Below are 19758 nucleotides of genomic sequence, written 5' to 3'. Positions count from 1 at the left end.
TGATGTTTCTCAACCCAGATCGTGTTGAAACTGTGCTTGCCGACATGCAGGCACACACCCTGCCCGGCGGCACAAATCTGATCGTCTGTGCCATGGACACCGCCGCCAACCCGTGCCCGATGGGCTTTCCTTTCACCCTGAGCGAAGGACAGCTACGCGACTTGTATCGCGGCTGGGAAATGCTGAAATACAATGAAGATATCGGCACCATGCACAATGGTGCACAGTTGCAGTTTGCCACCATGCTGGCGCGCAAACCCGCATAGGCCGATGTGATCGTCGACTACAAGGCTGCATGGCGTTCGGGCTGGTTTCCGTGCACCAGCCCGAGTGCAACGCCGATCGCGAAGAACAGGCTGCGGTAGCTGAAGAGGGCGGGAGGCCCGACCAGCCCCCCGCCCTGTGGATCGACCCTGAAGCCGGTGATCAGGCGTGCGTCACGGCTCCGGCGCGGCGGCGGCGGGCGGCAACGCCGACCAGCGCGAAGCCCGACAGCAGCATCGCCCAGGTCGCCGGTTCGGGCACTGCGGCAGCAAAATCGTCGAACTCGAACGCAACGCCCGTCGTGCTGAGGCGCAGGCCGCCGATCGTTTCACCGGCGCCCGCCGAGAACCACACCCGGCGATTGGTGGAAGCGGTGAACCAGTTGCCATCGTGCGGCATGAACGCCGAACCATCGAAGGTTGCAAGAACAGCGCCAAGCGGATCCAGCACCTGCACCTTGTTGTGCACGTCGATCGAGCCCCAGTAGAAGCTGATCGACTTCAGATCCGGGGTTTTCAGCACCGCCCAGCTTGGGGTTTCGGCGGCCGAAACATAGCCGAACACGCTGGCATCCCCGGCGGGCGCCGCAGCAACCCCTGTCACCGAGGTGCTGGCAGTCTGGATACCGCCGGTCCAACTGTAGCCGGCGGCAGCCGGCGCGTCGAAGGTGACGACCATCACCTCGTTGGCGTTCAGCCCCGGATCCGGCGCTCCATAGGAAGATGTCATGGTGACTGCGGCGGCAGGTGCGGCAAAGGCAAGCAGTGCGACCACAGCAGGAAGAGATTTTTGCATATCATGTACTCCATACATCGAGGGAAAGCTCCTCAGGCATTTTTATGCAAAAGCCGTGCCAAATTCCAACGCGTTATAAATAGCGGCATTTTCCAACCAATCCCACGCTACCCTGTAAACCAGCCCGACAGGCCGGGCGCGCGTTAACCATCGTCTGAAAGGCACGATGGCCGAAATGCCCGGCGCACAACGCTCGGTGTTGCGAAGGCAGGGCTGATCGGAAACAGAAGCACTTGTCGACTATCCCGATGGCCGATCGCCGACCTCAATGCCGAGGGTGAATGTATCGGCTGCCATGGAACCGGCTGCTTGGTTGACAAGTCCGAAAACAATTGATGTCTGAAGGCAGACAGCGCCCAACCGCCTGCCACACCCTTGATTCACAAATCCCTGACTCACAGACCCATAGAATATTGGCCCTGCCCGGCGGGGCACCGCAGGAGACCGACAGCAGATGCCAGTCACGCCCGCCGATCCCGCCACCGTGCACGACCTGTTTTTCCATATCCGCGTCGTCATCGGGGTAATTCTGGGGCTGGCCATCGGCCGCCTGCTGCAAGGGCTGGCAACGCTGATCGAACATCCGGCGCGGATGAAACTATGGCCGGTGCATCTGGGTTGGGCCATCTGGGCCATGCTGTTCGTGGCAGGGTTCTGGTGGTGGGAGTTCGAGCTTAGCCATGTTGCCGACTGGACAATCCCGAAATTCCTGTTCCTGCTGCTCTACTCCAGCCTCTATTTTATGATATGCACAATATTGTTCCCTGTAGGCCAGGCAGAACATGAAGATTTTAAACATTATTTCATGGCAAAGCGACGCTGGTTCTTCAGCTTTATTGCAACCATCGCCTTACTGGATATCGGCGACACCCTGCTGAAAGGGACGAATCATCTGAATACACTGGGCGTCGGCTATGTGATTTATGTCGGCGGACTTCTGGCAATCGCAGCTTCCGGCGCTGTGTGCCGCACGGCACGAGGCCATGGGCTGATCCTGCTTGCGGCAATCCTCTTGCAGATCAGCTGGCTGACGCACAGCTATTATCGCCTGATCTGAACATGATGGCTTCGCACGGTTCCACCGGCACAGGAACCGCATGCCGCACGGGCACCATCTGTCGGGTGCTCTCAGTCCAGTTCCTGCACGCCGCCGCCCGAAACCGTCAGGATCTGGCCGCTGATCCAGCTTGCTGCCGGGCTGCACAGGAACAGCGCGGCATTGGCCATGTCCTGCGGCTCTCCAAGCCGGTTGATAGGGGTATGGGCAAGCATCCGCTTCTCGATCTCGTCGTTCAGTACCGATTGCAGGGCGGCCGTTCGCGTGGCCCCCGGCGCGATGCCGTTCACGCGGATACCCTTGGGGCCAAGATCGAAGGCGATGTTGCGCACCAGATGGCTGGCCGCCGCCTTCGACGATCCATACGACGCCATCTGCCTGTTGCGGTTTTCGGCGGCCATCGAACTTACCGCAAGAATGGCACCACCTCCGGCCTTCTCCATCTCCGGGGCCGCCAGTTGCGCCAGCCGGAACAGCGAAAACACGTTCAGTTCATAGGCCCGCCGGAAATCCTGCATCGGCATATCGAACGGCTTCGGTCCGCCCCCGCCGGCGTTGCCCACAAGAATCGAAAGCTTGCCGAAGGCGCGAACCGTCGCCGCGACGACTGCCGCCAGATCGGCCTCTTGCGTGACGTCGCAGGTGATGGCCTCGGCCCTGCCGCCCTGCCCCCTGATTGCAGCCACCACGGCTTCGGCAGCAGGCAGCGCCAGATCGCTGACCATGACGGCAGCTCCCGCAGCAGCGAAGGTTTCAGCGATGGCGCGACCGATGCCGGCGCCAGCCCCGGTCACGACTGCCACCTGATCGTGCAGCGTGAATTGCTTCGGGTCATACATCGCCGGTTCCTTTCTTCAACGCCGGTGTTGCCCTGCATCATGCCCCAGTGCAGCGGCAGCGCAAACTTTGGCCGCGGGCCCGCGCTGTTCCCGATTGCAGGCACAACGTCCATTGCGTAGGTCTTCCGGCATGAGGATGCTCGTTCAGGTTTCCGGTATCGCTGTGGCTGATGGCTGACACGGCACCGGCAACGCCTGCATTGCAACGCAGCCCCGGCCTTGCCGTCGTACGGACGGTGTTCCGGGGCGCCCCCCGGTACATCGTCTCGGACATGGCTACGGGTCGGCATCATTCCATTTCGCCGCGTTCCTATGCGCTTTTGGCGCGGCTGGATGGAAAGCGCGCCATGGCGGCGGTTCTCGATGAACTCCGGATGTCCGCGGCCGAGGCTGAGGCCCTTGTCCGCCGGCTGCTGGCTGCCGGCCTGCTGCTGGCGTCGGGCCAGTCGGCCCTGCCGGTGGCCGCAGCCCAGCCGATCGAGGGGCGCGCCATGTTCATGCGCCGCGAACTGGTCGAGCTGCGCCCGTGGCTGCCCACGGTCGATCGCGCGCTGGGCTGGCTGTTCCGGCCGGTCGGCGCCGCGCTGTGGGTGCTGCTCGGTGTCGTGGCGATGGTGCTGTTCGTGGCCGACGACGGCCGGTCCGACATCATGGCCTGGATAAGCCAGTTCGACGCCCGACAGGCGCTTGTGCTTTATGTCACATTTCTTGCGCTGAAGCTGTTGCATGAACTGGGCCACGCCACCGCGCTCTGGGCCATGGCGGCCAGGGAAGGTCTGCCGATCCGGTCGGTGCGGGCGGGGATCGCCATCATGCTGGTGATCCCGTTTCCGTTTACCAACGTTTCGACGGCGTGGCGGCTGCAATCCAAATGGCGGCGGGCCATCGTCGGCATGGCGGGCATGTATCTGGAAAGCTGGGTCGCGATCATTGCTCTGCTGTGCTGGGCGGCGACCGACGATCCGCTCGTCGGAAGTGCGGCAATACAGATCGCAACCGTCGCTGCCGTGACAACACTGCTGTTCAACCTGAACCCGTTCGGCCGGATGGACGGTTACTATGTCGCCGCCGACCTGCTTGAGAGGCCCAACCTGATGCAACGCGCATCGGCTGCGGCGCTGACGGTCCCGGCCCGGCTGTTTCGCGTCAGGCCGCCCGATGAACTCCCAAGACTCTCCCCCGCATTGCTCGCCTACTGGCTTGGCATGCTGGCCTATCGGCTGATGGTTTTTACCGGGTTGGTATGGCTGGCGCACAAGCTGTCGCCATGGGCGTCGCTCCTGATGGTGGCGGTTGCGTTGTCACTTCTTGTCGTTCGCCCGGCGCTTGCAACCGGCAAGCGGCTGGTGGCGATGGCCGCTGCGCCCGAAACCGTCCGGCGCCGCCTGCGGGTGTTCGCGCTTGCCGTGCTGGCGGTGGTGCTGCTGCTGCCGCTGCCGGCAGGCATTTCGGCCCCCGGCATCATCGAAGCGCGCGGCGCACGCTTCATCTACCCCCCGCGCGACGTGCGGATCGTATCCGTCTCGCCGACGGGAAACCACGATGGCGGTCCGGCCTTGCTCCTGGAATCTCCGGAACTGATCGAGGCCCAACGCAACGCCAGCATCCGTGGCGCCGAGGCGATGGCGCGCTGGCGGCGCGCGATCGATCTTGGCGAAATCGGCGCGCAGGCGGCGGCCGAAGCCGCAGTCAGCCAGCAGACAATCGCCGCTGCGCTTGGCCGCGAGGCCGCTATGCTTGAAGTGCCGGCAGCGGCGGGGTGGGATCCGCTCGACGCCGCCGAATATGCCGGAAGCTGGGTCGCCCCCAATCCGAGAATGCCGCTTTCGGTGGTGCTGCCTGCCCGTGGCTGGCGAATCCATGCCGTCATCACCGAGCGCGAGGCCGACCGTATTCGGGCAGGCGGCGATATGGCGCGCGTCCGCATCGCCGGGCGGCCGGAGCATTCGTTCCACGCGCGGATCGAACGGGTCGCCGACAACGCGACACGCCAATTGCCCTCGCCAGCGCTTGGCCGGCCGGCAGGCGGGCCACTGACCGTCGACCCGGCCGACCCGGGCGGACGGCGTGCCACAGCCCCACTGGTCAGTGTCTGGCTGGTTCCGCAACCGGATGCGCCCGCGCTAAGGCACGGCCAGCGCGCAGAAATCCGCATGGGCGCCCCGGCGCGCCCGCTTGCGTGGCAGGCCGCCGAGGCTGCGATGCGTCTGCTTGACTGGCAGGCCCAGCGTTGACGCTGCATCCGCGCTGACCCGAGTGCGGGGGGATTGTGCACCGCCTCCGATCGCCTAGAAGCAGTATATGCACATGATCTGGGTTGCCGCCGCGTTCGTAACCGCATTTTCCGGAACATCTTCGGTTCAGGCGCAGCAGAAGGCGCAAACCGCCACGGCGAGGCCAGCGGCCCGGCCGGCGACGGCGCCCGTGCCACGAACCGCCGCCATCTTCATGGCCGAACAGATGGTTTCCCTCCGCGCTGCAACGGATGGCCGCGTGGTGACGGTGGGCGCACAGGAAGGCGGCAAAGTCCGCCGTGGCGCCGTGCTGGTTCAGCTCGACGACCGCGAGCAACGCGCACGCATCGCATTGGCTGCCAAGGCTGCGGGTTCGGATGCAGATGTGAAAGCAGCAGGCGTCCGCAAACAGGAGGCACAGGCGCGGCTGGCCGGAACCCAGTCGGCTGCTGCCAAAGGCGCCGCAACGGCGTGGGAAGTCCGCCAGGCCGAGGCCGCTGCATCGCAGGCGCGGCTGGAAAGCGCCGCTGCCGCAGACCGGAAGGCGGTCGAAGGGCAACGTCTGTCTTTGGAAAAGGTGCTGCTGGAAAATTATGTCGCCCGTGCGCCCTTCGACGGCAAGGTCAGCCGGATGGGCGCGCGGCCGGGCATGTCGGTGCGAAAATCCGACGTGCTGGCAACTGTGGTCAACCTGGCGACGCTGCGCGGCGAGACCTTTATCCCGGTGGCACGCTATTCCCTGCTCAGGCTGGGGGCGTCCTATCCGGTGGTATTCCCGGCGCCGTTCAATCGCACCCTGCCGGCGAAACTCGTCTATATCGACCCGGTGATCGACGGCGGGCAGGTTCGGGCCGTGCTTCAGTTGCAAAACCCCGGAGAGGTTCTGCCCTCCGGCCTGCAGGGAACCATTCTGCTGAAGCCGCTGGCGCAATGAACAGCCTTCGCCACGCACTCGACGGACTGGCTGAAGCCCGCCCCGATCGTGCGCGCCAGATCGCGGAATTTCAGGCGCAACTGCTCAACAGCGAGGCGTTCGCCATCGCGACCGTAGCCGCCGACGGGGCAGTGCAGCCGGAAACGCTGGAACCACAAGTCGTGGCGCTGGCAGTGGCGGCCGCGCGCGACGGGGTAGCCGTGGCGGGGCGCGGCGCCGCGAGTTCCCTTTCAACCGCCGACGACGGCAGCGTGCAGGTTGCCGTGCACCGCCTTGCGCAGGACAGCCAGTTGGCGCAGGCATTGGCGCGCGAACGGCTGGAACTTGTCCGTGCGGTTGCCGGCGCCCATGCGGCAGCCACAAACCCGGCAGTCAATGCCCTGCTGCTGCAATCCGCCAACGCCGACTGGACGGACGACAGCCTGCACCAGCTTGCGCTGAATGTTGCCGAACTGACCGGCGCGCCACGGGTCGCGCTTGCGATGGCGCGGCAAAGGCGCGTCATCCGCGTCGCAGACAGCCAGCACCCGCGCCCGGCGCTTGAATCGCGGCGCGCGCTCGAACTGGCGGCAGGCGAAGCGGTCGACGACATCCTTGCCGCGCCGCATCAGCAAGGCTCGGGGATACCGGGGTTCACAGGGCTGGAACGTCTGGGCGACGGGGCCGCGCTCGGCGTCGCCTCGGCGTTGTCGGCGAATGGCGATGGCCTTGTCGTCATCACCTGGCCGCCGGGCGACAGGGCGCTGGCGGCCGCATTCGCCGACCGCGCCGCGCCGATGGCCGTCGCGCGCATGTATCGGCCAACGCTCGCTGCACGGTTCGACCGGCTTGCAGTCGCCGCGCCATGGCCCGGATCGGTCGATCGCGCAGACAGGCCGCGCCTTGCCCGGCGGGTGCTGGCGGGTCTGCTGCTGGCCGTGTTGCTGCTTCCCGTCCCTGACAGTATCCGCGCGCCACTGAGTATCGAACCACGCCTGCGTCGGGTGGTGACCGCGCCCTTGTCGGCGCGCATCGAAGAAGTGGCCGTCGATCCGGGTGACGACGTACGGGCCGGGCAGGTTCTGGTGCGCTTCGATCCGGCGCAGATCGCGCGCGACCACGAGGAAGCGACCGCTGCGTTGCAGGCAGCCAGCACGCAGGCGGCAGCCGCACGCGCCGATGGCGATGTCGAGGGCGAACGACTGGCCCAATTGAAGGCGGCCCAGTTCGCCGGGCAGGTGGCGCTTCTTGATGCACGGCTTGCCGAAACCGTTGTGCGTGCGCCCATCGCCGGCACGATCAACGGCGAGGACATGCGGCGCCGCGTTGGCGCAACGATGAACCGGGGCGACACGCTGTTCAGCGTCGCGGCCCCCGGTGGTTATCGCGCCGATCTTCTGATCGGAGACGCGGACGTCGCCCGTGTGAAGCCCGGTGCGCGTGTTTCGATGCGGCTGGTGTCGCGCCCTTTGGCGCGCATTGGCGGAAAGGTCGTGCGGATCTATCCGCTTGCCGAAGTGGTCGATGGCCGCAACGTGTTTCGTACCCTCGTCAGCATCGACACCGACGACAAGGGCGACCTGCGCGCAGGCATGTCTGGCACAGCATCGGTCAGGGGCGGGTGGGCGCCGGTCGCATGGCAGGCAATTCGACCGGCGATCCGATGGGTGCGCATGCAGCTCTGGCTATGAAGCCTGCGCGCGCCTGATCAGCGCCCCCCTGCCCCCACACCCGTCGCCAGCAGCTCGGCATTGAAGCGATTGATCGCGAAGCCCAACGGCTCCTTTGCAGCGGCGAAGTCGCGGCTGATCGCCGTTTGCGCCAGATCGTCGAACACCCGGTCGATCGACAGCGGCTTTTCGATGAACAACTCGTCGCGCCAGGCAGGCGCAAAATAGGTGCGCAAGTTGTTCGACGGTTCGCTGCCGAGCAGAGAATCCGATTGCAGATCCGCTGCCGAAACATTGGCAATCTGCAACCGGTAGGCGCCGTCGCTGACATAGGCGCCAACCCGCACGTCGCGGTCGGCGTCCCACTCGGGGCTGGCAGGCCGCGCATGCACCATGTCGCCGAACAGCCGGCTTCCCGCGACGGAATCGTGCCAGTCGTTGCGATCGCTCATGATCGCAGAGGGCATCAGCGCCATCCAGTTGCCGCCCGCATCGGCGGTGACGGCCGATGTTCCGGATGGCGCACCCATCTGGTCGACCAGCGTCAACACCAGCCGCGAACCCGGCTGCGCCGTGCCTGAATAGATGCCGTCGATCCGTGGCAGCCGCTCGATGTGGCGATCGCGCAGCCAGTGCCCACCGGGCTGTTCGCGCGTCAGCGTCTTGCCGGGCAGGATGTTCACGACCGCCGTATCGTCGGATTCAGCCGGGCGCCCGCCGTCTCCGGGGGTTTGGTCATAGGATACCGTGGCCGTGTTCAACAGCGGCGCTGTCGGATCCACGGTAAAGGCGATCTGCGCGTCGAAACGAATGACCAGTTCGGTTCCAAGCGGCAGGATCGGCACGGAAACCGTCGTCCCGACGATGCCGACGGGAACGCCCGGAGGCGCCGACACCACGACGAGCGACCCCGGCACCAGCGTCAATCCCGGAGAAAGGGTGTCGATCACCGTGATATCGGCTGCGACCACCGAGTTCGGTCCATGGGAAACCCGGATTTCATAGCTGGCGATTTCGCCCAGAAAACGGTCCGGCGTCAGCGCGATCTTGTCGATCAGCAGTTGCGGCTCGACGATCTCCATCGGCACTGTCGCGGTCGCGGTTCCGGTTTGATAATCAAGCAGCGCAGGTGCATCGAGGCGCACACCGCTGGTGTTGCGCGGATCGTCGGGCACGCGCGCAATCACGTCGATGGTGATGGTGTCGCGCCCGTCGATCACGTTGTCGCCCAGCACCGTCACGTCACCGAAATCGAAAGTGAAGCTGTCGACATAGCCGTCGCCGTCGGTGTCGATCAGCGTCGGCGTCGGGTTCGGATGTTCGGCCATGATGTTGGTACCAAGCTGCGGCGTGCCCAGCGATACCAGTTGCAGCACGCCGTCCGGGCCGGATGGCAGCCTGTCGGTGATGACAACATGCGTGGTTCCTTCCGCCAGCACCGCCGTCAGGCGTGTCGTCACTTCTTCGCCGATCGTCAGGTCCACCACGTTGGGCTCGAAGGCGCCGGTGCCGCTGTTCGGGTTGCTGGTCGCGATCACCGTCTTGACGATCGTGCCACGCCCATCCAGCAGGATTTCGGCATTCGCCTGGCTGCTGTCGGTGCGTCCGCCGGGGCCAGCCATGCTGTCGTAAGTCAGGTCGACATGGTTCGGCAGCGCGGTATCGTACTTCGTCGTGTCCAGAATGCGCGCCTGATAGGTGATGGTGAAGCTTTCGCCCGGCAACAGCAGCGCGACCGTCGCTGAAATGCTGTTTCCAACAACATTGATATTCACCCCGGACGAGCTTGCCACCACACTGCCGCCGACAATGGCAAGGCCTTGCGGCACCAGATCGGCAAGCCGCAGATCATAGGCAGGCCCGGCAGCCTGCGGTGCCTGGCTGATGGTCAGCGTATAGGTGAATATGTCGCCGCCGGTTCCTGCCAGCGGGTCGGCAGGCGGGAACAGGCCATGCAGGCTGCCCTGATCCGACAAGGTCTTTACCGTCCCCTTCGTCAGCAGCAACTGCGGCTCGACGATGTCGACACCCGCCGTCGCCGTGACCGGCTGAATCTGCCCGTTTGCGGTATCGAACGTCAGACTGGCGGCCAGATCGATTTCGTCGCCGCCCACGTTCGCTGCAACGTCGATCGCAGTCACCTGATAGTGGATGACAAGCGGCTGATCGGCAGGATTGGCCACACCGGGAACGGTCAGGCTTGCGAACCGGAAGCTCACACTGTCGGCGATGCCGTCGCCGTCGCCATCGACCAGCACGACGGTGTAGGTCGAAGGATCGAGCACCACACCACCAAAGCTGACCTGCACGCTGCCCGCAACGAAGGCGAGCTTGCCGTCTGCGGTGGTAAGCTGGTCGGTGATGACGACATTGTGCACGGTGCCGCGCGGAAGAACGGCTGTCAGATCGACACGCGCCGTCTCTCCGATGCCGAGATCGGTGACACCCGGCCGGACCTGGCCGTCGCCGGTGTTGGGATCGGTCGTCGGCGGCACCGGGATCGACTTCGTCAGTATCGGCTGGGTCGATGGGGTGATCGTCACGTCCGCCCCATCCGACACCGGATCATGCCCGCGTTCGCCGGTTTGCGTGCCCGGCAACGAGTCATAACCCGATGAAACCATGTTGTGCAGCACCGAGCCAACCAGCGCACTGTCCGCAACCGTGGCGGAATAGGTGACGATCGCCACTTCGCCCGGCAGCAACCGCGCAATCACAACATTGTTCACGCTGGCAAACTGCGTCGTCAGCCCGCCTACGATCAGCGTCGCCGGCCCGTTCGGCACCATGCCGGGATCGGAAACATCGCCAAGCGCCATGTCATAGGCCGGCCCTTCGCCATTGTTGCGCAGCGTGACCTGATAGCCGACGATCACCCCCGCTTCGCCAACGATCGGCGTAACCGTCTTGTCAATCGCGAGATCAGGTTCAACGATGTCGATCGCGATCGCATCGACGACATTGCCGTAAACATAATCGAGCCGTGCTGGCAGCGCGAGCAAATCGCCGTTCCCATTGGCCGAAACGTCAGCAACGCGCGTCACGACGGAAATCACGATCCGGTTGTCGCCGCCAGCAGTGAAGTTGACGGTGCCGAAGTCCCACGAAAGCCGATCCGCGATCCCGTCGCCGTTCACGTCGCTCTGCACGAGTATCGGCGCCGGGTTCGTGGCCGTGACACCTGCCCCGAGCGCAATGGTTGGCGTGCCGATCAGTTCGAGCACCCCCTCTCCAGCCAGCGCCAGCAGCGTGTCCGACACCACGACCCCGGTATCGCCTTCCGGCAGCGTCACCACGATGTCGTAGAACAGCAGTTCGCCGATCGCCAGATCGTGCAGATCGGGCCGGAACTGTGCGCTGCCGGTGTCGGCAAGGCTGGTTCCGGTAATCACCTTGTCGAGGTTTGGAACCCCGAAGGTGAAGGTATCGGTCGTCTGGTCGGGGCGGCCGCCCTGACCGGGATAGCTGTCGAAGTCGGCGGTGGCGATATTGGGCACGCCGGAACCGGGCGGAACCGAACCGACGATTGCCTGATATTCGATCACCGTCTGCGCACCCAGTTGCAGCGTCGAAATATCGACCGACACCCCGGGACCGGTAACGACCCCCGGACCAGAAATCACCACGAGCGAGCCCGGAACCAGCGTCAGGTTGCCGATCGAAAGATCGTCGCGAACGAGGATGTCGCGCGCGGCAGCCGTCGAGTTTCCGGCGTGCGACAGCGTAAGCCGATAGGTGATGACATCGCCCGGCACCCCGGTCGTTGCGCTGGCGGTTTTGTCGAGCACCAGTTCAGGCTCGACGATCTCGACGCCTACCTGATCGGCGCGATGGCCAAGCGGCGTGTCGAGGGTGGCCGGCAGCAACTGCACGCGGCCCGGTGCGGCAAAATTCGCCGGCACGTCGGGCACGACCGCCGAATAGCGGATCACGATGTTGTTGTTGGTCGGATCATTGTCTCCAGGAAGGGCGACACTTCCCAGATTGAACGTCAGCAGGTCGCCGATGCCGTCGCCGTTGGTGTCGGCGATGGTGGGGGTGAACGAATGCACGGTGCCGCCGATCTCGACGGTGATGCTGCCCACAACCAGATCGAGCGTCCCGAAGGTGGACAACAGCGTGTCGGTAATGATGACCGGGCCAAGCACGCCTTCGGGTATCGTCGCCACCAGTTGAATGTCGACCCGTTCGCCAATCACGAGGTCGGTGACTGCGGGATCGAACTGCCCGGTTCCCGTCAGCGTATCGGACGTCCCGGTGATAGTTTTCACCAGTGACTGCGGCCCCGTGACATCGACAAGCGCATTGTCGTTCGCACCGTTCACCCGCCCGCCGGTTCCGGGCAGGCTGTCCCAGCCGACCGATGCGGTGTTGGTGATGCTCGATGGCAGCAGGTTCGCATCGTCGATGCGCGCCTGATATGTCACGATCAGTTCCTGCCCGAGAGCAAGTGTCGTTCCGGTCACGCGGATGCTGTTGGCGGGCGCCGCAGTATCGACGATCGCGCCACCGGCACCGCTGCCCGACAATTGCGGGCTTCCGACAAGCGTCAGCCCGGCGGGCAACAGATCCGTCACCACGAAGTCGCGCGCATCGGCGTTCGAGGTGCCGGTATGGCGGATGACAACGCTGAACGTCACGGTATCGCCTGCGTCACCCGAAATGCCGCCGTTGACGAGCGCCGTTTTATCGACTTCCAGCCGCGGCTCGATGATGGTCACGGTCGGCGGTGTAAGATCGGTGACGACCCCCAGTCCGGTCGTGGCGCTGACGGGGTTGGTCAGGTTCGTGCCCTGCACGTTCAGCGGCGTATCGACGACGAGCGCCTGCAGCGTGACGATGACGCGATCGTCTCCGCCAACGATCGGCGGGTTCACCAGCGTGCCGAAGTTGAAGGTAAGTTGCTGTCCGCTGACGACGATGCCAAACCCGGGTGGCGCAACCGTGCTGCCGAACGCCGAAACGAAGCTTGCCGAGCCCGCCACGTACTGGAGGCCCGACGGCAGAAGATCGGTGACGCTCAGGTCGATCGTGCCGTTGGGAACCCGTGCGACGATCTGATAGGTCACCACTTCGCCGATCACCACATTCGGATTGGTATCGGCATTCACCGAAGTCAGCAGGATGCTCTTGTCGATGTCTACCGGGCCGATCACCGGAATGCTCACCGTCGAGGACGGAGGCGGGCTGGGAACCCGGCCGACGTTCCCTGTCCCCGGCAGACTGTCGTAGTTCGACGAAGCGGTGTTGACGATATTGTCGCCGTGGGTCGCCGAACTCAGCACGACCGCCTGATAGCTGACGGTCAGGCTCTCTCCGGGCAGCAGTTGCGCCAGATAGATCTCGCTGAAATTGTTGGCGAGGCCGCTGGTTACGCCCGAGAAGCTGATTGCGCCGATGCGCTGGATGTTCGGATCCAGCGGGTCGGCAACCGTCACGTCATAGGCGACACCATCGCCGTTGTTCCGCAGGACGAAGCTGTAGGTGATCGTATCGCCTGCCTGTACCAGTGTCTGCACCGCAGACTTAACGATACCGATGTTCGGTTCGACGATGTCGAGCGAAGACGTCGCCTGCCGGCTGCCGGTGCTGTAAACGGCGGCCGCCGTATTGGTGACGACGTCGTCGCTTGCTGTGTTTTCGGCAACATCGGGCACCACGACCGTGACGCGGATGATGATCTGGTCCGCGGCGGTGTTGCCGGGATTCGCGGTCGTATACAGGTCGCCCAGAGTGAAGGCGACGCTCTTGCCGTCGCCCGCGATCACGCCGTCGGCGCCGACGCCCAGAAGGCTTCCCGAGATATTCCCGCCGGACGTGGCACCGGCCGTGCTGTTCCCGCCAATCGAAATCAGCTTCGCCGACACGAAATCCAGCGTCGATCCGCCTGTCGGCAATATGTCCGAGATCACCAGTTGGTTGGTCATCCCGTCCGGCAGCGTGGCAATGATATCGAAGGTCGCGGTTTCGCCGATCTGCACTTTCGGATTGGCGTCGTTGCCAATCGAGGTGGTGATCAACTGCTTCACGATACCGGGGCTGGCGATCGTCAGCGTGGCGGTTGCAGGCGGCTCGTTGGTGATGACGCGGCCGTCGGGATCGTTTCCGGGCAACGTCGCATAGTCGGTGATGCGCGCGGAATTGGTCAGCGTCGACCCTGCAACCGCCGTATCCGATACCCGTGCGGAAAACTCGACGATGATGCTGCCGCCGGCGTTCAGGCTGTCGGCCGTCACATGCACGACGCCACCTGCGTCGGCTGTGGCATTGGCGTTGACGGCGCCCGTCGGCGTCACGCCAACGATGGCGACGTTGGTGAACCCCAGCGCCGCGAGGTCGGTATCCCAGAGGTTCAGGTTGAACGCCGTGGTTGCGTAGGTCGCGGCGGGGTTGGCGATGGTCAGCCGATAGATCACCGTGTCGCCGCCGTCCGCCGTCTGCGGATTCACGGTTTTGGCCAGTGTCAGGTCCGGGGTCACGAAACGCACCGGCGCCGTCGCTGTCAGCGCGCCCGCTGCCACAGCGCCGGTTTCCAGCGTCGTCACCCAGTCCATGCGGCCGGTGTTGGTGGCAAGGTCGCCCCGGCCATTTCGCGGATCGTCGGTGACTTGCGCTACCACGTCGAACACGATGCTGTCATTGCCGGTGACATTGTCTCCGGTGTTCACCACATCGCCCAGCGTGAAGCTGAAGGTGCTGCCGGAAAGCACCCCGGAAGATCCGATCGCCGGTATTCCGGGCCCGCTCAGGCCGCTGCCGACCGAGACCAGCGTCGCGCTGATCGGCGTCAGGATGCTGGCCGCATTGGCAGGCAGAATGTCCGACAGCACGAGGCTGTTCGCTGTTCCCTCTGGCAGAACCACGGTGACGCGGAATGTAACCGTTTCCCCGATCGCAAGGTTGCTGCCGCTGGTGAAGTTGTGGCTGGAACTGATCACCGCCTTGGTGATCGTCGGGTCACGGGTCGAAACGGTCGATGTGTCGACAAGCGCTTCGTGCAGGAAATTCGTGCCACCCGGCAATGCAGCGAAATTGAACAGCGTCGCCGTGTTGGTCCAGGTCTGCCGCGGGTTCACGCTGTCGAGCGCCACGAGGTCGTAGGTGATCACGATGACGTCGCTGGTGGTCGTCCCCTGCGTGCCGGATCCATCGGCGTCTGGCGCGATTGCGCCGACGGCCCCGGAATCCGTCAACCGGATGCCGCCACCGAACAATCCGGCCCCGATCAGCGAGTAACCTACGGGCACGCCAGCCCCGGTCGTCACCTTCAGGTTCAGTCCGGTGGAATCGAGCGGAATACCAAAGCCCGCAGGCAGCGTATCGCGGAACTGCACATCGAATGCGCCGTTGCGGCCAGTGCCGTCATTGTTGATGACAATGGCGAACGTTACCTTGTCGCCGGCATCAACCCCACGCAGGTTGGCATCGATCGCGCCTGCGGCAAGGCCGGCATCGGTGATCTGGCCGGTAAAGGCGGCGCTTCCGGTATTCCCGACTGCGCCCGCAAACGATACGCCAGGCGGTGACCGCGAGCCGTCGAATACAACGCTGTTCTGGCCGAGATAATCGACAACACCCTTGGTGATCGTCAGGTCGGGCTGGCTCAGTTTGAACTGGCCCAGTGCACTGGTCGACACCGTCGCACCTTGCGAACCCGCCTCGTAGGCAGTCACCAGATTCGTCAACTGCAACTGGTCGGCGAACGGCAAATCGGTGGTGCTGACCGTAAACAGAATCTGCACGACCGAGGCCTGCGGCGCCGGGTTTCCAGGCTGCATCTGCAGACTGTACGAGCCGAAATCAAAGCTGATCGCGTTCGATCCGGCGTTTGCTGAAACCACTGGCACCGGCGCGTTCGGCAGGGCCGAAAACGTGTCGGCCGTCCCGTAATTCCACTCTCCGACGCCCGGCAGCGTGCCGACCGGCGCGCTCGACTGCGTCAGCGATGTGGCAGAGAGAATCGGAAGCGGCAGATAATCGACCAGCCGAAACTGTTCGACCGAACTGTTTGGCAGCGAATAGGTGATGCGGAACGTGATGCTGTCGCCCTGTGTGATCACCGGCCGGCCGCCGTCCAGAATCGGCGGGGCGCCGTTCACCGCCACCACTTCCTTGGCATTCACAGCGCCCGCCGGCACCGTCAGGGTAACGATACTATTGTCGATGATCGTCGCGCCGTTCGGAGCTTGTGTGGCGTTGTCGCGCAGCGTCGCCGAGATTTCCACATCGTTGCCGACGTGGTCGCCCTGGCTCACCGAGGGACCATAGGTCTGTGGTGAAACGAACGCCGGCTGCACAACCGCACGGAACGTGATGGTGGCGGTTGTGGCGCCAGTCATTGCCGCGATGTCGCCGATCTGCGTCCGTCCACCGGCCAGTATGCCGTCGCCGCCCAGCAACCTGCGCGTGATCAATTCCTGTGACAGATCAATGGCTACTGCTGTCTGCCCGGTCACGGAATTGAACGCCGTGGTGAAGGCGCCGCCCGTAAATTCGCCGCCGCCTGCCGACACGCCGCTGAATGTCAGTACGCCGGAAGGGGTTCCGCGTTCGGTTATCGTGAATGTTGGAAGAAAGCTGGTATCAATACGCTGCCCGTCCGACAGAACGTCCGACAGATTGATGTCGCCAACAGTAAAGTAATCTGAAAGCTGAACATTGATCGTATATACGATCACGTCACCAGGCGATAGGCCACTACTGTTGTTATCGATGAGGCTGGTCGTCTTTTGCACGGCAAGTGCGCGATTGACGATCACATTGTCAACAAGTGTCGCGTCCTCCACGACAACGGTGACAGTATCCCGCCCGTCAAGCGGCGTGAAGCTTCCCGTTGCCCTGACGTCGTTCACAGTCTGCGTAGGTTGGCCGGTCAACGGATCGATGACGCCTCCTCCACCGGTTCCGCCTTCGATATCGTGCACATAAAAGGTGACGACGATACGCGCATCGACACCGGCAGCGCCGGTTACGCTGCCGAAATCATAGGACAGAAGATTGTCCGCAGGATCGACGACGACGCCCGCCGCCGGAGCATCCACCAACGCACCGTTACCCAGCGTGACGGTCGAACCGACGTAGACGATGTTGCTGGAAAGAAGATCCTCGACGTGGAGCAGATCAATGGTCTGGCCGCTCGCGATGTCGATGTCGATGGTATAGGTGCGGAGGAAGTTCGGCCCGGTGGCCGTTTCACCCTCGGGCGCGCTTGAAACCTTGGTCAGCGTCAACAGAGACGGCGAGACCGTGTGCGTCGTCGGCGGTTGCTGCAATACCGGCGGATCGGCGGTCGGGTTGTCGAGCGGGTCTCGGCCCAGCGAAAACCCCCCCTGCGCCTGCAACGTAAGCTGGTCGAGAACGTGGCCGGGATCATAGTCCGCCAGCGGCGACATGTTGAGGTTTACCACGACGTCGGCCGCAGTCTGGTCGGGCGTGAACGATCCGAACGGCAAGGTCAGCACGACCAGCGTATCGCCGGGCGTGCCGGTAACGATGACGGGATTGCCGCTTGCGTCGCGGGCGAACGGGTGGACGGCCTGCCCGTTGGCGTCGAACGTAACCGACGTTGAAGTTACCGATGTCCCCAGATAGGTGGCCGAACCGAAGGTTATGCCGTCGTTGGTGTTGCCGTTGCCGCCGTCCTTGCCGGTGGTTGGCACGACGAGGTCGATGTAAGGCCCATAGCCGACGTTGCTGCCGGGATCGCCATCGGCGACATTGTCGAACGTCAGCGTGACGGAAAAGCTGCCGCCCAGCGGAACACTCGTCGGGCCGTCGATCGTGACGTGCGCTTCCGCATCCAGCATGATGCGCTCTTCCAGCAGCATCACCGGATCGTCGGCGATCGCGCGAACCATCGCCCCGGTGCCGCCGCCACGAAGCCAGCGCGCCAGCCGGCCGCCCAGCCCGGCGTCGGCGGTCATTGCGCGGCCCCGCCCGCTGCGGCCACCTTTCGCAGCCGATAGCGCGGCAGCGGGTTCCGCCCGGTCGCCGGATCCGTGTCGGCGGCGATTTCATAGCCCAGTTCCGCCAGCAGCGTTCCCTGTGCCCGCGACAGGTTCGCCCGCGCAACCATGATCGTCGATTGCGCTTCGGCGAAGTCCAGTTCTGCCCGCATCAAGCGGTCCTGCCCGGTCAGCAACTGGTCGAGATAGAACACCCCGTCTGCCCCGCCCTGCCCTGCAACACCGATCCCCGCCTTCCAGCGATCTTCAGTGACCCGCTGGTCCGCCCCGGCCAAGGAAAGCGCCTGCGCCCGTTCGGCCAGTTCGTTCTGCGCCGTCGCCAGTTCGTTGGCCGAAACTTCCAGTTCCAGCAGCACGGTGTCGACGGTCGTGCGCACCTGCAACGCCTGCTGCACGGTTTCCAGACGACGCCGCTTGTGCCGCGCGTCGCGTTCATCGGGGCCAAGTGGCACCGAGAACCGCAGCCCGGCCGTATAGCTTGGGCGATTGTCGAAGCCGTCGCTGAACGGTGCGCCGATGAATTCACCGTTCGCGCCGCCGTTCACCGAGCCTTCCAGCACCAGGTCCAGTTGCGGCATGCTTTCGTTGTAGGCCATCCCCTCGCGCAGCAACGCCGAACGATAGGCAAGAAATGCCGAGCGCACTTCCGGCCTGCTCCGCATCGCCTGGTCGACCAGCGTGCGCGCATCGACTTCGGTGCGGGCAAGCACCGGCCGATCGGCGGGCACGATCGTTGGCGCGCCGGTATCGGTAATCATCGGATCGTTCACCAGCGCGCGCAGCCGGGCTTCGGCGTTACGCACACCGTTTTCCGCACGCACGAGGCCCGCAGTCCGCGCCGCGCTCACTGCGCGCGCACGGCTGATCTGCAACGGCAGCGCGTCGACCCCTTCGCGGCCCGCAAGGCGCTTCGCCAGTTCGGCCACTTCCACTGCGCCGCGCCGTTCCTGCGCGAGGTTGCTGCGGGCAAGGTAGAGCACCCAGTAGGCGCGGATCACTTCCAGCAGATGGCTCTCGGCCTGGCGCCGGAACTCTTCGCGGGCAGCTTCGGCCTCGTTGGCGGCAACACGCTCGGTCGCGCGGCCGTAATCCAGCCCGGCGCCCCGCCACAAAGGCTGAACCACCCCAAGACTGGTCCGCGAGCGCGACTGCCGTTTCGGGTTGAATGTGATCACATTGCTGTCAAGCCGCGAGAAGCGCTGCGCCAGCGTCACCTCGGCGCCGGTGCGCAGCCGCGTGCGCACGCCCGCTTCGGCCACATATTCGGTGTCTTTCTGCCGAGGATCACCAGCCGTCTGCGACAGCGCAGTCGTCGGCTCGTTGCGGTAGGCGTGGCGTCCTTCCGCGAAAATCTCGGGCGCATACCGCCCCTCGGCCTCGTCGACCGCGGTGTCCCGGATGGCGGGCAGGGTTCCGAAGCCGTTGATCTGCAGCGACGCATGCGACGCGGAATCGATCAGATCCGAAAGCGCGACGCCGCGCCCGCCTGCCTGCGCGGTCGTTGCGGCAGCCTCCCACCAGGCAAGGCCGTCGAGGCCGACTGGCGACGCAACCACCACCGGCGGCTGCGCGATGCCACGCCTTGCCACGGCATCCTTCACGAAGCGCTCGAACTCCTGCGCCTGATGACCAGCCTCTGACAGCAGGATGCTCCGCCCCGGCGCGCCGCTGGGCAGAACCGGCCCCACCGTGGCCGCCTGCGGGGCGGCGCCCCCCTCTTGCGCGTGTGCGGCGGCGGGGCACAGCAGCAGTGCGGCGGCAGCCGCCAGCCCCAGATTGGCTGCCGGGTTGCACGCCCATCCGAGCCGGCTGCCAACGCCATCGGCCCATGCCTGCCAGTTCCGAAACCCGCCTGATATGCGAACTGAAACTGCCATGCTGCTCCCCTCGTCTGAGGCACCTTGGGCGCGTGCCGATGTTCCTTCCCCCGAACCCGCCGTCACCGGCATCGCCAGAGTGATTTGTTAAGTATGTTATCAATTTCCGGCGATCCTGCCAGTAGCCATTTCCATTAAAAACCA

Annotated in this window: 9 protein-coding genes; 5 read left to right on the top strand and 4 right to left on the bottom strand. The window is 64.6% G+C overall.

Going from position 1 to position 19758, the window contains the following annotated elements:
* Positions 1 to 266, top strand: a 266-nt coding sequence (locus AC16JP_RS09365) for a hypothetical protein (protein ID WP_484340345.1), incomplete at its 5' end; no start/stop codon positions are given.
* 160 nt (positions 267 to 426) lie between these two features.
* Here the strand turns inward: AC16JP_RS09365 and AC16JP_RS09360 are convergent.
* The gene (locus tag AC16JP_RS09360; protein WP_484340344.1) at positions 427 to 1059 is read right to left on the bottom strand and encodes a PEPxxWA-CTERM sorting domain-containing protein; all 633 of its coding nucleotides are present in this window, start codon (positions 1057 to 1059) and stop codon (positions 427 to 429) included.
* A gap of 454 nt (positions 1060 to 1513) precedes the next feature.
* Between AC16JP_RS09360 and AC16JP_RS09355 the strand changes: the two genes are divergently transcribed.
* On the top strand, positions 1514 to 2116 hold the full coding sequence (locus tag AC16JP_RS09355; RefSeq protein WP_484340343.1) for a hypothetical protein: 603 nt from the start codon (positions 1514 to 1516) through the stop codon (positions 2114 to 2116).
* A 71-nt stretch (positions 2117 to 2187) separates the two neighbouring features.
* Here AC16JP_RS09355 and hdhA read toward each other — a convergent pair whose 3' ends face one another.
* A complete protein-coding gene (gene hdhA / locus AC16JP_RS09350) occupies positions 2188 to 2955 on the bottom strand; it encodes a 7-alpha-hydroxysteroid dehydrogenase (protein ID WP_484340342.1) in 768 nt (255 codons plus the stop codon).
* A gap of 170 nt (positions 2956 to 3125) precedes the next feature.
* On the opposite strand from hdhA, the gene AC16JP_RS09345 reads away from it, so the two are divergent.
* The 3 genes from AC16JP_RS09345 (at position 3126) to AC16JP_RS09335 (ending at position 7793) form a co-directional block, all read left to right on the top strand.
* Positions 3126 to 5189 carry a zinc metalloprotease gene (locus AC16JP_RS09345; protein ID WP_484340341.1) on the top strand — a complete coding sequence of 688 codons (2064 nt, stop codon included), beginning with the start codon at positions 3126 to 3128 and terminating at the stop codon, positions 5187 to 5189.
* A 73-nt stretch (positions 5190 to 5262) separates the two neighbouring features.
* The gene (locus tag AC16JP_RS09340) at positions 5263 to 6123 is read left to right on the top strand and encodes an efflux RND transporter periplasmic adaptor subunit (RefSeq protein ID WP_484340340.1); all 861 of its coding nucleotides are present in this window, start codon (positions 5263 to 5265) and stop codon (positions 6121 to 6123) included.
* Positions 6120 to 7793: an efflux RND transporter periplasmic adaptor subunit gene (locus AC16JP_RS09335; protein WP_484340339.1), complete on the top strand. Its 1674-nt coding sequence runs from the start codon at positions 6120 to 6122 to the stop codon at positions 7791 to 7793. The genes AC16JP_RS09340 and AC16JP_RS09335 overlap by 4 nt, the downstream gene beginning before the upstream one ends.
* 17 nt (positions 7794 to 7810) lie before the next feature.
* Here the strand turns inward: AC16JP_RS09335 and AC16JP_RS09330 are convergent, their stop codons facing one another.
* On the bottom strand, positions 7811 to 17695 hold the full coding sequence (locus AC16JP_RS09330) for a beta strand repeat-containing protein (RefSeq protein WP_484340338.1): 9885 nt from the start codon (positions 17693 to 17695) through the stop codon (positions 7811 to 7813).
* The gene (locus AC16JP_RS09325; protein WP_484340337.1) at positions 17692 to 19614 is read right to left on the bottom strand and encodes a TolC family protein; all 1923 of its coding nucleotides are present in this window, start codon (positions 19612 to 19614) and stop codon (positions 17692 to 17694) included. Before AC16JP_RS09325 ends, AC16JP_RS09330 begins: the two co-directional genes overlap by 4 nt.
* Between the last annotated feature and the right edge of the window lie 144 nt (positions 19615 to 19758).

The organism is Sandaracinobacteroides sp., assembly GCF_057137845.1.
This window is presented reverse-complemented; position numbering and strand designations above follow the sequence as displayed.